Raw genomic sequence first — 12279 nt, forward strand, 5'->3', positions numbered from 1 at the left:
GTTTTTATGACAAATACCGAACAAATAAAAGGTATTATAGAGCGCCTTGGTGCGCTGAGGAGGTATCTTTGACATTGACAGGAAGTTAATAGAGATAACCAACGAGGAAGAGAAGACTTTTGCCCCTGATTTCTGGAACAATGCCAAGCAGGCCGAAGCCATTGTGCGGGTGCTGCGCAGCAAGAAGAAATGGGTGGAAGATTATAATAAAGCGAACGACCTGGCCGAAGAGCTCCAGATAATGTATGACTTTTATAAAGAAGGCGACGTTAGTGAGGAAGAGCTTGACAACCAGTACACCCTTACCGTTACCCACATAGAAAACCTTGAGTTTAAAAACATGCTGAGCGACGAAGGCGACAGCATGAGCGCCGTATTGCAGATTACTGCCGGGGCCGGTGGGACCGAAAGCTGCGACTGGGCCAGTATGCTGATGCGTATGTACATTATGTGGGGCGAAAAAGAGGGCTACAAGGTGAAGGAGCTTAACTACCAGGAGGGCGAGGTTGCCGGTATTAAAACCGTGACGCTTGAGTTTGAAGGCGATTACAGCTTTGGCTGGCTTAAGGGCGAAAACGGCGTGCACAGGCTGGTGCGCATTTCTCCGTTTGACAGTAACGCCAAGCGCCATACCTCGTTTGCATCGGTGTACGTGTACCCGCTGGCAGATGATACTATTGAGATTGAGATAAGCCCATCTGACATTAGCTGGGAAACCATGCGAAGCAGCGGTGCGGGAGGCCAGAACGTTAACAAGGTAGAGACTGCGGTGCGCCTGCGCCACCACCCTACCGGTATTATTATTGAAAACTCGGAGACCCGCTCGCAGCTTGATAACAAAATCAAGGCCATGCAGTTACTTAAATCACAGCTATATGAAATTGAGCTTAAGAAACGCCAGGCCATGCGCGATGAGATTGAAGCCAACAAGATGAAGATTGAGTGGGGTTCGCAAATTCGCAACTATGTGCTGCACCCCTACAAGCTGGTTAAAGATGTGCGTACTGCTTACGAAACCAGCGATACCGATGGCGTGATGAACGGCAACATTGACGAGTTCCTGAAGGCGTACCTGATGATGATGGGACAGAAGGAGGAGGAGAATTAGGATTAACGATTTTCTATTTGATATTGAAACCTGTAGCTGATAAGTTGCAGGTTTTTTTGTATATTTATATTCTTATCAAAATTTCAATGAGTACAGAAATAATGCTAAGTAATTGGAGAGAGGGACAAACAAAAGCTGAAAGGCTTTGTGCTAATCTTCTAAGCTTAGAAGGTTATAGTTCTATCGACCCACAAAGCCCATTAGGCGGCCCAGATGGTACTAAAGACATAATTTGTGAATTGAACGGATGGAAATATATTGGTGCCACATATTTTCCTACCACCCCAAATAATTTTAATGCCATAAAAAAGAAGTTCAAGACAGACTTGGAAGGCTTTAAAAAAAACAAAGTTGATGGAATTATTTTTTTAACTAATCAAAAAATAACCCCCATTCAAAGAGAAACATTAATATCTATAGCTGGCAACGAATCTTGCAACGCCATAATTTATCATGTAGAAAGAATAAGAGTTATTCTCGATTCTCCTATAGGATTTGGGTTGCGATTAGAATACTTAGGAATTAGTATGTCAAAGGAGGAACAGTTAAGTTTTTTTTCTGACCAAAGAACTTACCTTAAAGATCTTTTAAAAGACAATAGTGATTACATTATTGATTCAATTGGAAAAAAAATTGAAGCTTGGAAGGAGCCATCAGAGAAAGCATTTAAAATGGTCCAAAATATTTATGAGGCCACAATGAGTACATTTTCGTTCTTAAATGGACATAATGAACGATCAAATAAAAAAGAGTTAAGATTCCCAACTATCAACTTTATAACAGACAAGTTAACTATTAATGACTTACGTTTCTTTCATAAAGCAATTTTATTTGAGACTAAATCTACACACATTGGCCAACTCAGAACCGTTGACGTTTGGATAGGAGGAAATAAAATGTCTGAAGCGAGATTTGTCGCTACTAAAGCTTCAGAAATATCCAAAGATTTACAAGATCTCTTAACTAAATGGAATAATAATTATAACTCAATTAAAGATTCCGAAAAAAGCACTATCATTGATGCTATAACAGATTTTCATTATAGTTTCTTAACTATTCATCCATTTCTCGATGGAAATGGTAGAATAGCAAGATTTTTATTATCTCAGCAAGTAGCGGAACTTTTAAAAATTAATTATCAAATCATTATTGAAGATCGTAGTAGATATTTTAATGCATTAAGCTCAGCTGAAATTGACGGTAACTTACAGCCTCTTAAAGTCATTTTAACTCAAGCAATTTATGGAATTGAACAAATTTAAAGTAATTCGATGGGATACATAAAAGAACCGGAGGGAGTAGATTTTGTGATAGAAAGTACCCCCCTGACAAAAAGAGAAGCTAAAGAAATAAGTGATTTTATAAAGTCGCGAAAAGAGGAAGCTAAAGCAGTTACTAAAAAAAGTTCTAAAAAAGCCTGACAATTATTTGCATATATCAAATTCACGATATATCGTGAATTTTTTCAGAGGCAACTTTTATAAAAAAAGACAAAAAACGGGTTACCAATTTAGACAGGCATCGAAAAAAAATTCACGATATATCGTGAATTTTACCCCGAAAGCAACTTTTTGAAATTTCAAAGCGGCACCCAAAACATAAAAAACAACAAACCCCGGAACCAAAATCCCGGGGTTTTATTTTGCGTTATGATTTTCACGTCCCAAAACCCTACTTTATGACTTTTGACCTTCGACTTTCAAACTGAATGTTGAACTCCAAAAGTGAAAAATTAAGCACTTTTACACCTGGATTACACCCAGATTGAAGGGTTTTGTAATCGGCGCATGGTTGGCTGCTTCAATGCCCATAGAAATCCATTTACGGGTATCAAGCGGGTCGATAATAGCGTCGGTCCACAACCTGGCAGCCGCATAATACGGCGAAACCTGGGCATCATACTTAGCCTTAATGCGGTCAAACAGCTCGGTTTCTTTGTCCGGGGTCAGCTCTTCCCCCTTGGCTTTCAGGCTGCTGGCTTCAATTTGCAGGAGTACCTTGGCGGCTTGTGCACCACCCATAACAGCGAGCTCAGCACTGGGCCAGGCGGCAATCAGGCGGGGGTCATACGCTTTGCCACACATAGCGTAATTACCTGCACCATAGGAGTTTCCAACCACAATAGTAAACTTTGGCACTACTGAATTGCTCACGGCGTTGACCATTTTGGCGCCATCCTTAATAATGCCGCCATGCTCTGATTTAGAGCCCACCATAAAGCCTGTAACATCCTGTAAAAACACCAGCGGAATCTTCTTTTGATTGCAATTTGCTATAAACCGGGTGGCCTTATCTGCACTGTCTGAGTAGATTACGCCACCAAACTGCATTTCGCCCTTCTTGCTTTTTACCACCTTGCGCTGGTTGGCCACAATGCCCACAGCCCAGCCGTCTATACGGGCATACCCGGTAATAATAGTTTGCCCATAACCGGCCTTATACTCCTCAAAATCAGAGTTATCCACAAGGCGTTTGATGATTTCCATCATGTCATACTGCTCGTTTCGTGCTTTGGGCAGTATTCCGTAAATATCCTTTTCTTCAAGGGCAGGTTTTAAGGCTTCAGTACGGCTGTAACCCGCTGTTTCATAAGCACCTATCTTATCAACTATATTGCGTATGGTGTCAAGGGCATCGCGGTCGTCTTTGGCTTTATAGTCAGTCACACCACTGATTTCGCAGTGTGTAGTAGCACCCCCAAGTGTTTCGTTATCAATGCTTTCGCCAATAGCCGCCTTAACTAAATAGCTGCCAGCCAGGAAAATACTGCCGGTTTTATCTACAATCAGGGCTTCATCGCTCATAATGGGCAGGTAAGCCCCACCCGCCACGCAACTGCCCATAACGGCAGCAATTTGGGTAATACCCATGCTACTCATAATGGCATTGTTACGGAAAATACGGCCAAAGTGCTCTTTATCAGGGAATATCTCATCCTGCATGGGCAGGTAAACTCCCGCACTATCAACAAGATAGATAATGGGCAGGCGGTTTTCCATGGCTATTTCCTGGGCGCGCAGGTTCTTTTTACCGGTTATTGGGAACCACGCCCCGGCCTTAACTGTGGCATCGTTAGCCACCACAACACACTGTTTACCTGACACATAACCTATAACCACCACTACCCCGCCGCTTGGGCAGCCACCGTGTTCGGCATACATACCGTCTCCGGCAAAGGCCGCTATCTCAATACTCTTAGAATCTTTATCTAACAGGTAATCAATACGTTCGCGTGCGGTTAACTTGCCTTCGGCGTGCAGTTTTTCAATGCGTTTTTCGCCACCGCCCAGCTTTACCTTAGCAAATTTTTGCTTAAGGTCAGACAGCAGCAGTTTATTATGGTCTTCATTTTTATTGAAGTTAATATCCATTTTGATTGTATAATTTTAAATTTACACTAATTTTGGCTATGCTAAAATATGAAATTCTTTGTAATTTGATATTTTTTTTAAATAGATACTAAAAAAATATTAGAGCTGCCCTTAACATTAGTAACCTCAAGTTTATAATTAGTTAATGATTTCTTAACATTAGCCCCATACATTTGCAGCACCAAAATATACATATAATGTCTATAAACAGTATCTTTCAGTTTCTTGTACCAAAAGATAAGAAATTCTTCCCATTATTTGAGCAGGCAGCTCAAAACCTTGTAGTTCTGGCACAAACGCTTCACGAAGCCGTAAATGTACCAAAGGCCGAAAGGGAGCCTTACTACAGGAAAATTGAAGAACTGGAAGGCATAATTGAAGAAATTGCCCACAAGACCAACCTTGAGCTTAGCCGCAATTTTATTACCCCGTTTGACCGCGAAGACGTGCACGCGCTTATAACAGCCATAGACAATGTAGCTGATTATCTGTATGGTGCGGCTAACAGGATGAGGCTGTATCAGGTAGAAAAGATTACCAAGTCTATCCGCAAGATGACCGAAATTACCCTTGAAAGCGCCCAGCTTATTGAAGCTGCCATATCTGACCTTGAGGGTATGAAAAACCTTAAAGGCATAGGCGAAATATGCAAGAGGCTCAACAAGCTTGAAAACAAATCAGACAACGTTTTTGACAAAGCTGTTGCCGATATATTTGAAAATGAGACTGATGCAAAAAACATAATCAAGTACAAAGAGGTGCTTTCTGCCCTTGAATCGGCTTCAGATAAATGCAAGGGTGTAGCTAACGTGCTTGAATCGATAGTAGTTAAGCACTCTTAATACAACCTTAGCAACTTTATTATGTTTACACTTCTTATAGTAATTATAGTGCTGGCGCTGATATTTGACTATATCAACGGTTTTCACGATGCGGCAAATGCTATTGCTACCGTTGTGGCTACCAAGGTGCTAACACCATTTCAGGCGGTTTTATGGGCCGCATTCTTTAACTTCCTGGCCTATTGGGTTTTTGGTTTTGGCGTTGCCGATACCGTTGCCAAAACCGCCAGCACCATGGATATTAACCTTGTAGTGATACTTGCCGGTGTAATTGCAGCCATTTGCTGGAACCTGCTTACATGGTGGCTGGGCATACCTTCAAGTTCATCGCACACGCTTATAGGCGGCTTTGCGGGCGCTGCCATTGCCCATGCCGGTTTTGATGTAGTTAACTGGTATACACCCGGTAAAGACGGCCACCTACCATCGGGTGTACTGATTATTGTAGCCTTTATTGTACTGGCTCCGCTTTTAGGTGCACTTGCTTCTTATATTATCTCTATATGGCTTCTAAACTCTTCTAAGAAAAGCATTTACCCTAAGCTATTTACAGGTGCACTTATGCTGGGCACCATTATTTTTGTAGCCTGTAAGCTTGAAGGTTTTGAAGAAATAAAAGAACCGCGTTTTCAGTCGCACTTTTGGGCTGTAGCCCTTCACCCTGAGAATATTAAATGGCTTCTTGTAGCCTTTATTATACTAACAATTGGTACATTCTGTTTGTTTTTCAGCAGTTTAACCCTAAGCAAAGCTGAAACCTGGTTGAAGAGGATGCAGCTGTTATCATCGGCATCATTTAGCCTTGGTCACGGTGGTAACGACTCACAAAAAGTTATGGGTATTATTGCTGCTGCGGTAGCGGTTTATATACATACAAGCGGCCTAACACAGGAAAGCATGCCTTCATGGCTTAATGTAGTATTGCCAAAAGATGGTGTTGAAGGACAGATGCCAGGGTGGATTCCGCTGGCGTGCTACTCTGCCATTGCCATGGGAACCCTTAGCGGTGGCTGGAAAATTGTAAAAACCATGGGCTCTAAGATTACCAAAGTAACCTCTTTTGAAGGTGTTGCTGCCGAAACTGCCGGAGCCTTAACGCTTTACTTTACAGAACACCTTAAAATACCTGTAAGTACAACACACACCATTACCGGTTCAATTATTGGTGTAGGCCTTACAAAACGTGTAAGCGCCGTGCGTTGGGGTGTAACGGTTAACCTGCTGTGGGCATGGATATTAACCATACCGGTATCTGCTGTATTGGCGGCACTTGTTTACTATATACTTTCGCTGTTCTTATAAAAGATACATACAATAAAAAATGCCTGCTCAAATTATTAAGCAGGCATTTTTGTTTTATACCAATATGGCAAAAAAATGCTATTGAATGGAATATTTGTGCTATTCCTAAAACGATGTAGTGTAATAACTTTGAGAAACAAACAAAAAACATTTTCAAAATTATGAGCACGTTAACTAACAGGCCGGAGTTTAAAGATAAGTATGATAATTTTATTGGCGGTAAATTTGTACCCCCTGTAAAAGGAGAATATTTTGATAACACATCGCCCATAGACGGCAGTTTTATTGCCAAAGCAGCACGTTCTACCAAAGAAGATATAGACCTTGCACTCGATGCCGCACACGAGGCATTTAAAGCCTGGGGCAAAACATCTCCCGCTTACCGCAGCAACATCCTTAATAAAATTGCCGATACCATTGAGGCTAACCTTGAGTACCTTGCTGCCGTTGAAACCGTAGATAACGGCAAAGCCATACGCGAAACACTTGCGGCTGACCTACCGCTGTGTGTAGACCATTTCAGGTACTTTGCAAGTGTTATACGTGCTGAGGAAGGCACCATAAGCGAGCACGATGAAAACACAGTTAGTATTGTACTGCATGAGCCTATTGGCGTTGTAGGCCAGATTATCCCGTGGAATTTCCCGCTGCTTATGGCTACCTGGAAAATTGCACCGGCCATTGCCGCAGGCTGCTGCACCGTGGTTAAAGCCGCCGAGCAAACCCCTACTTCTATCATAGTATTAATGGAACTGCTTCAAGATGTAATACCTGCCGGTGTAGTAAACATTGTAAATGGTTTTGGCGTAGAAGCCGGTAAGCCACTTGCTACATCACCACGTATCTCTAAGGTATCATTTACAGGCGAAACCACTACAGGCCGTCTTATTATGCAATATGCCGCCGAAAACATTATACCAAGCACTATGGAACTTGGTGGTAAGTCGCCCAACATTTTCTTTAAATCGGTAGCCGATGCCGATGATGATTTCTTTGATAAAGCCATAGAAGGCGCTGTATTATTTGCCCTTAACCAGGGCGAGGTATGTACCTGCCCAAGCCGTATACTGGTACACGAAGACATTTACGACAAATTTATAGAGCGCGTTATTGCCCGTACTGAAGCTATTAAAACCGGGCATCCGCTTGATACTACCGTTATGATGGGCGCACAGGCCAGTAACGACCAGTATGAAAAAATACAGTCTTACCTAAAAATAGGCAAAGAAGAAGGTGCAGAGCTACTTACAGGTGGTGAAGCAAACAAGCTTGAGGGCGACCTTGCAGGTGGGTACTACATTCAGCCCACTATATTTAAAGGCCATAACAAAATGCGCATTTTCCAGGAAGAGATATTTGGCCCTGTAGTATGTGTTACCACCTTTAAAACTACCGAAGAAGCTATTGAAATTGCAAACGATACGCTGTATGGACTTGGTGCTGGCGTTTGGACACGCGATGCACACGAGCTGTACCAGGTGCCACGCGCCATTAAAGCCGGGCGTGTGTGGGTAAACAACTACCACGCCTATCCTGCCCACGCGCCATTTGGAGGTTATAAAAAATCGGGCTTTGGCCGCGAAAACCATCTTATGATGCTGGAACACTACAGGGAAACAAAGAACATGCTTATATCATACGACAAAAAGAAACTCGGGTTTTTCTAATTATATTGTTTAGCGTGTGCGGGCCGCTTAGTTTGAGCGGCCTGCTTTTTTATGCCATATAACTAAATTTTATACAGATTATGACACAAACAATGAAAGCTGCCCGATGGCATGCTGCAAAGGATATTAGGATTGAGCAGGCAGAAATTCCTGTAACAGGTAAAAAACAGGTAAAAATAGAGGTGCAGTTTGCCGGTATTTGCGGCTCAGACCTGCATGAATATACCCACGGGCCAATGCTTATTCCTGTAGAAAAACCTTATTCGCTTAACGGCCATCAGGGCGTTACTACATTAGGTCACGAATTTTCAGGAATTGTAGCCGAGGTGGGCGAAGGCGTTACCAATGTAAAAGCAGGCGACAGGGTAGTAATAGAACCTCTTTTCAAAAATCCTGACAGCCCGTTTATTGCCAATGGCGAATACAACCTTAGCGAGCCGCTGGGCTTTGTGGGTCTTACATCTAACGGAGGTTTTGCTAAATACACAGTAGTAGAAGACTACATGGTGCATAAAATTCCTGATACCATGAGTTTTGAACAGGGAGCGCTTGTAGAGCCTGCCGCCGTAGCGGTTTATGCCGTGCTGCAAAGTGGGTTATCCTTAGGACAATCATGTATTATATACGGTGCAGGGCCTATTGGGCTGTTATGTGTTCAGGCCGCAATAGCTGCCGGTTCATCTAACGTTATTGTGGTAGATATTGCCGAAAAACGCCTTGAAAAAGCTAAAGAGGTAGGTGCTACCCATATTATAAACGGTAAGGATACTGATGTTCCTGCAAAGGTTAAAGAACTGACTAACGGAGGTGCCGATGTGTTTCTTGATGCCGCAGGTGTACAGGCCAGTTTTGACGGTGGCATACAAAGCCTGCGCAACGGCGGTACAGCAGTACTGGTGGCCCTCTTTGGCAAAACCGTAACTCATGATGCTTTTGCACAGGTAGTGCGCGAAATTACCATTAAAGGAATTATTGCTTATAGAAATATATTCCCGCAGGTTATAAGCCTTATTGATAGCGGCCGTATGCCGGTTGAAAAACTTGTAACCCAGAAAATAACGCTGGACAATATTGTAACCGATGGTTTTGAGGCACTTGTATCTAACCCATCGCAGGTTAAAATACTTGTAGATATAAACGGATAGCAAACCTGCCGCCATGGCATAGCTATGGCGGCTAAATTTTTAACTATGTATAAAAGGATTGATGTAACAGATGAAGCCGCAGCTTTGATTGCACAGCTTAAAGAGCGCCACGGCGAGCTCATGTTTCACCAGAGTGGCGGTTGCTGCGACGGCAGCCAGCCCATGTGCTTTGAAAAAGGTGACTTTAAGCTTGGGTATAGCGATGTGTGCCTGGGCATTGTAGAAGGCTGTGAATTCTGGATGAGTAAAGACCAGTTTGAATACTGGCAGCACACACACCTTACTTTAAATGTGGTAAATGGCCGGGGTGCAAGCTTTTCGCTTGAAATACCTTATGGTAAACGCTTTTTAATTGAATCAAGGCTATTTACCGAAGAAGAAACAAAGGATTTGGAGCCGCTCACATATTTGGCTGAATAGGGGATTCGGTTATTTGGTAATTTGGTCATTCGTTGGGACTATCGGTACAAATTACCGAATTACCAAATCTACGATTAAGAATAGAAAATTATCCCGCATTAAGCAGCTGGTACTGTTTTGGCGTAATACCTTCATGCTTTTTAAACAGGCGGATAAAGTAGTTACAATCATCAAAACCTGCCATAAAACACACTTCGTTTACCTGTATGCCCGGGTTTTTAAGCAGGCGTTTGGCATGCTTAATTTTCTCGTTAAGTATAAATTCTATGGGGCTCATACCTAATTCACGCTTAAAGTAGCGGTAAAAAGTAGTGGTACTCATACATGCCTTTTCGCTTAAAGCCTTAAGGTTTACGGGCTGTGTAATATTCTCTTTTATAAATTCGGCAATGGCATAAATGGCGCTGTTGGTGTCAGTCTTACCCTCATGGGCAGCGTGTACAGTTTGTGTTTGCACAATGCGCACTAAAAGCTCCTGTAAGGCAAGATCGGCAAGGGCATCTTTAGTAACCGATGTGCCCATACACTCACGAATGAGTTTATTAAGCGTGGCGGCCAACTCTGTATTGTTATAAAAAAAGTAATTTTCGTGGTTAAGGTACCAGCTGTCGCTTCCTTCTTTTGGGTAACGCTCATTAAGAAAGTTAAGTGTTTCGGCTATTTTATCATGATCAATGGCAAGTGCCAGGCATTGTGTAGGGTTTTGGTGCGAAGCCTCCGGAAAATCGATCTTCATTTCTACATTACCGGGCACAATAACCGTTTCACCGGGAAGGTATACAAACTCTGGGTCATCAAACAGGTGCATTACCTTTTTGCCACGCAGCATACTGGTTACTACCAGGTCGTTAAACTTAAGGGGGACTAAAACACTCTCCTGATAGGTTTCAAACAGGTTGAGTTCACAATTTTCAAGAGAATATATAGTGCGGTTTTCAACAAGCGTTTTCAGCGATTTTTCCCCTGTAAGCTGTGGGGCATTCAGTAAGGCTTTTTGCGTTTGCATGGTCATTAACTTAATCGTTGTAAATTAATGATTTTTGCCGGATTGATAAAATTCTGCGAGTTATTTTTCAGAGTCTTCTGCCTCTTCTTCCATTTTATGCTTAAATGGCAGCGAAACAATAAAGGTAGTACCCTTATCTTTACCCGGGCTCATGGCATAAATATTACCCTTATGCAGCTCTACAAACGATTTTGTTATAGACAGCCCCAACCCGTGAGAGGTTTCTTTACCCGTAGGTTTAGAGCTCAGTTTGGCAAACTTGGTAAACAGTTTTTGCATATCGCTAAAGTTAAGCCCCTGCCCTTCGTCTTTTACCTCAATATGCACATAGTTACCGGCCTCGCGCGCCGAAACTTTTATGCAACTGCCCTGGTAAGAATATTTAAGGGCATTGCTAAGCAAGTTATGCAGTATATCAAGAATTTTGACCCTATCAGCCTCAATAAGTGGCAGACGTTCATCTACATACAGCTCAATAACCTGTTTTTTACGGTTGGCCAGCAGCTCAAAATTGTTAACCAGGCGGTTAAACATTTCAGTAAGGTCTACTTCTTCAATATTTAGCGTAAGGTCTTTATCTTCAAGCTCCTGCTGCTTGAGCAGGTCGCCCAGCTTAGCCTGTATGCGCACAACGGCAGAGTTTATATTCTCGGTCATCCTTTCAGACGAAGCCGGGTTTTTGCTGATAATCTCGTTAGCCAGCTTTATAGAAGCCAGCGGGTTCTTGATTTCATGCAGCACTATATTCATAAGGTTAATGTGCGACTCAAGCGATTTGCGGTAGCGCAGGCGGTTTTCAAGCTTATCTATTATAATGGTAGACAGCGTCTTGAGCATTTCAACCTGATGTTCGGCTACTTCCTCGCGCGGTTCAAAATCAATCACGCAAAGGGCGCCAACATTAAACCCTTCAGGCGATTTTAGCGGTGCACCCACATAAAAACGTATCCCCTCTTCAAGGGCAAGCAGGTTTTCTCCGTCAGGTAGTATAAGCGATTGTGTATCATTAATAACCGTAACAGTATCTTCAAGCACGGCCTGGGCACAAATGCTCTGCTCTCGCGGCAGTTCGTTAACGCTTATAGGGCTAAGGTTAGACTTTACAAAAACGCGGTCTTTATCTACAAAAGTAATTAACGCACCGGCAGCATTAAACACCTGGAGTGCCATAAGGGCAATCTTATCAAAAGTGTCTTCGCTGTGTGTGTCAAGGATTTGGTAGTCCTTAAGCTTTTCAAGCCTTTCGTAATCGTTTTTTGGTATTGCAGAAGCCGGTTTGTAAGTCATTTTACTGGTTAGCGGAATACTTGTTAAATTAAACCTAATTCCATGTACCGAATGTACGACTTATTTTACTGGCTATGGTTGTTTTAAGAAAAGATTATAACATTTTATGCATTAAATAATAAAAACTCACT

Annotated in this window: 11 protein-coding genes; 8 read left to right on the forward strand and 3 right to left on the reverse strand. The window is 42.5% G+C overall.

What is annotated here, in order from left to right; genetic code table 11:
• Positions 1 to 6 precede the first annotated feature (6 nt).
• The 3 genes from prfB to AM279_RS20745 all read left to right on the forward strand — a co-directional run bounded on the left by prfB (position 7) and on the right by AM279_RS20745 (position 2529).
• Positions 7 to 1108 (forward strand): peptide chain release factor 2 gene (prfB, locus tag AM279_RS05480; RefSeq protein ID WP_143090333.1). Its coding sequence is split into 2 segments (ribosomal slippage): positions 7 to 69 and positions 71 to 1108, totalling 1101 coding nucleotides; the frame shifts between segments, so codons are not numbered across the junction.
• A gap of 86 nt (positions 1109 to 1194) precedes the next feature.
• Positions 1195 to 2370: a Fic family protein gene (locus AM279_RS05485; RefSeq protein ID WP_054406747.1), complete on the forward strand. Its 1176-nt coding sequence runs from the start codon at positions 1195 to 1197 to the stop codon at positions 2368 to 2370.
• Between the two features lie 9 nt (positions 2371 to 2379).
• The gene (locus AM279_RS20745; RefSeq protein ID WP_162838290.1) at positions 2380 to 2529 is read left to right on the forward strand and encodes a hypothetical protein; all 150 of its coding nucleotides are present in this window, start codon (positions 2380 to 2382) and stop codon (positions 2527 to 2529) included.
• Between the two features lie 321 nt (positions 2530 to 2850).
• On the opposite strand, the gene AM279_RS05490 is transcribed toward AM279_RS20745, so the two are convergent.
• A complete protein-coding gene (locus AM279_RS05490) occupies positions 2851 to 4479 on the reverse strand; it encodes an acyl-CoA carboxylase subunit beta (protein WP_054406748.1) in 1629 nt (542 codons plus the stop codon).
• A gap of 197 nt (positions 4480 to 4676) precedes the next feature.
• On the opposite strand from AM279_RS05490, the gene AM279_RS05495 reads away from it, so the two are divergent.
• The 5 genes from AM279_RS05495 to AM279_RS05515 all read left to right on the forward strand — a co-directional run bounded on the left by AM279_RS05495 (position 4677) and on the right by AM279_RS05515 (position 9855).
• Positions 4677 to 5321, forward strand: a complete 645-nt coding sequence (locus tag AM279_RS05495) for a DUF47 domain-containing protein (RefSeq protein ID WP_054406749.1) — start codon at positions 4677 to 4679, stop codon at positions 5319 to 5321.
• A 21-nt stretch (positions 5322 to 5342) separates the two neighbouring features.
• Positions 5343 to 6623 carry an inorganic phosphate transporter gene (locus tag AM279_RS05500; RefSeq protein ID WP_054406750.1) on the forward strand — a complete coding sequence of 427 codons (1281 nt, stop codon included), beginning with the start codon at positions 5343 to 5345 and terminating at the stop codon, positions 6621 to 6623.
• A 161-nt stretch (positions 6624 to 6784) separates the two neighbouring features.
• A complete protein-coding gene (locus AM279_RS05505; protein WP_054406751.1) occupies positions 6785 to 8290 on the forward strand; it encodes an aldehyde dehydrogenase family protein in 1506 nt (501 codons plus the stop codon).
• 80 nt (positions 8291 to 8370) lie between these two features.
• A complete protein-coding gene (locus tag AM279_RS05510) occupies positions 8371 to 9435 on the forward strand; it encodes a 2,3-butanediol dehydrogenase (protein WP_054406752.1) in 1065 nt (354 codons plus the stop codon).
• A 45-nt stretch (positions 9436 to 9480) separates the two neighbouring features.
• On the forward strand, positions 9481 to 9855 hold the full coding sequence (locus tag AM279_RS05515; RefSeq protein ID WP_054406753.1) for a DUF779 domain-containing protein: 375 nt from the start codon (positions 9481 to 9483) through the stop codon (positions 9853 to 9855).
• 88 nt (positions 9856 to 9943) lie between these two features.
• On the opposite strand, the gene AM279_RS05520 is transcribed toward AM279_RS05515, so the two are convergent.
• Together AM279_RS05520 and AM279_RS05525 are read right to left on the reverse strand one after the other, a co-directional pair.
• Positions 9944 to 10861: an AraC family transcriptional regulator gene (locus AM279_RS05520; protein WP_054410149.1), complete on the reverse strand. Its 918-nt coding sequence runs from the start codon at positions 10859 to 10861 to the stop codon at positions 9944 to 9946.
• Positions 10862 to 10921: 60 nt separating this feature from the next.
• Complete coding sequence (locus AM279_RS05525) at positions 10922 to 12148, reverse strand: GAF domain-containing sensor histidine kinase (protein ID WP_054406754.1); 1227 nt, start codon at positions 12146 to 12148, stop codon at positions 10922 to 10924.
• Positions 12149 to 12279 lie beyond the last annotated feature (131 nt).

Origin of the sequence: Flavobacterium akiainvivens (assembly GCF_001278115.1) — a bacterium.
Lineage (GTDB): Bacteria > Bacteroidota > Bacteroidia > Flavobacteriales > Flavobacteriaceae > Flavobacterium > Flavobacterium akiainvivens.

Excerpts from the sequence above, each read along its gene's own strand:
- AM279_RS05485 (WP_054406747.1), top strand. The coding sequence starts at position 1,195 with ATGAGTACAGAAATAATGCTAAGTAATTGGAGAGAGGGACAAACAAAA.
- AM279_RS20745 (WP_162838290.1), top strand. The coding sequence starts at position 2,380 with ATGGGATACATAAAAGAACCGGAGGGAGTAGATTTTGTGATAGAAAGT.
- AM279_RS05490 (WP_054406748.1), bottom strand. The coding sequence starts at position 4,479 with ATGGATATTAACTTCAATAAAAATGAAGACCATAATAAACTGCTGCTG.
- AM279_RS05495 (WP_054406749.1), top strand. The coding sequence starts at position 4,677 with ATGTCTATAAACAGTATCTTTCAGTTTCTTGTACCAAAAGATAAGAAA.
- AM279_RS05500 (WP_054406750.1), top strand. The coding sequence starts at position 5,343 with ATGTTTACACTTCTTATAGTAATTATAGTGCTGGCGCTGATATTTGAC.
- AM279_RS05505 (WP_054406751.1), top strand. The coding sequence starts at position 6,785 with ATGAGCACGTTAACTAACAGGCCGGAGTTTAAAGATAAGTATGATAAT.
- AM279_RS05510 (WP_054406752.1), top strand. The coding sequence starts at position 8,371 with ATGACACAAACAATGAAAGCTGCCCGATGGCATGCTGCAAAGGATATT.
- AM279_RS05515 (WP_054406753.1), top strand. The coding sequence starts at position 9,481 with ATGTATAAAAGGATTGATGTAACAGATGAAGCCGCAGCTTTGATTGCA.
- AM279_RS05520 (WP_054410149.1), bottom strand. The coding sequence starts at position 10,861 with ATGCAAACGCAAAAAGCCTTACTGAATGCCCCACAGCTTACAGGGGAA.
- AM279_RS05525 (WP_054406754.1), bottom strand. The coding sequence starts at position 12,148 with ATGACTTACAAACCGGCTTCTGCAATACCAAAAAACGATTACGAAAGG.